The organism is Salipiger sp. 1_MG-2023 (assembly GCF_030547555.1).
Classification (GTDB): domain Bacteria; phylum Pseudomonadota; class Alphaproteobacteria; order Rhodobacterales; family Rhodobacteraceae; genus Salipiger.
Genome location: NZ_JAUOQN010000184.1, coordinates 1 through 681 on the forward strand (window position 1 = coordinate 1; position 681 = coordinate 681).

At 61.5% G+C, this 681-nt stretch carries 2 protein-coding genes; both read left to right on the top strand.

Going from position 1 to position 681, the window contains the following annotated elements; all coding sequences use genetic code 11:
* Positions 1–175 precede the first annotated feature (175 nt).
* Positions 176–286, top strand: a complete 111-nt coding sequence (locus Q4543_RS24500; protein WP_303442797.1) for a hypothetical protein — start codon at positions 176–178, stop codon at positions 284–286.
* Entirely contained in the window at positions 253–465 is a 213-nt protein-coding gene (locus Q4543_RS24505; protein ID WP_303442800.1) for a transposase, read from the top strand. The genes Q4543_RS24500 and Q4543_RS24505 overlap by 34 nt, the downstream gene beginning before the upstream one ends.
* The last annotated feature ends 216 nt before the right edge of the window (positions 466–681 follow it).

A 681-nucleotide genomic window follows, 5' to 3' on the forward strand; every position in this document is an offset into this window, starting at 1 on the left:
GCCGCCCTGAAGGAATGGCAACACGACAGACCCGACCTGTTCAGAAAACGGGTCTACAATCATCCGGGATCTGACATCTATGTTTTCGGGCTGAGGGTCCGGAACATCCAGCCCATCTGCTCGATCTCTACGGCTTGAAGCTCTCCCCGACCTGATCAGCCGCGTCACTGATGCGGTGCTCGGCGAGGTCCGGGAATGGCAGAGCCGGGCACTTGAGCGGACGTATCCGATCGTGATCATAGATCCTTGCGGGTGGCCATCCGCGATGCCGACAGCCGGACGTTGAACAACAAGGCCGTGTATGTCGCCCCTGGCATCCCCCGTGACGGCCAGCGCGACGTTTTGGGCCTGCGGATCGCCGCGAACGAGAGGGCCAAATTCCGGCTCTCGGTGATGCGCGAATTGAAGAACCGGGGCACTCAAGACGTCCCGATCGCGTTTGTGGACGGGCGACGCCTTTCCTGACGCCATGGTTCAGACCTGCGTTCGGCATCGGTCTCGAACCGATGGTGACCAATGCCTCACTGAATCTGGTGCGCCATAGCCTGAACTTCTGCACCTGGAAGGACCGTAAGGTCGTGGCCGCCGGTCTGCGCCGGATTTACGATGATGTCCCAACTGATGGTGTAGCTCACGACGGGCCTCGCGCTCACCGGCGGGCCGAGCTTGTCAGTCGCGCTG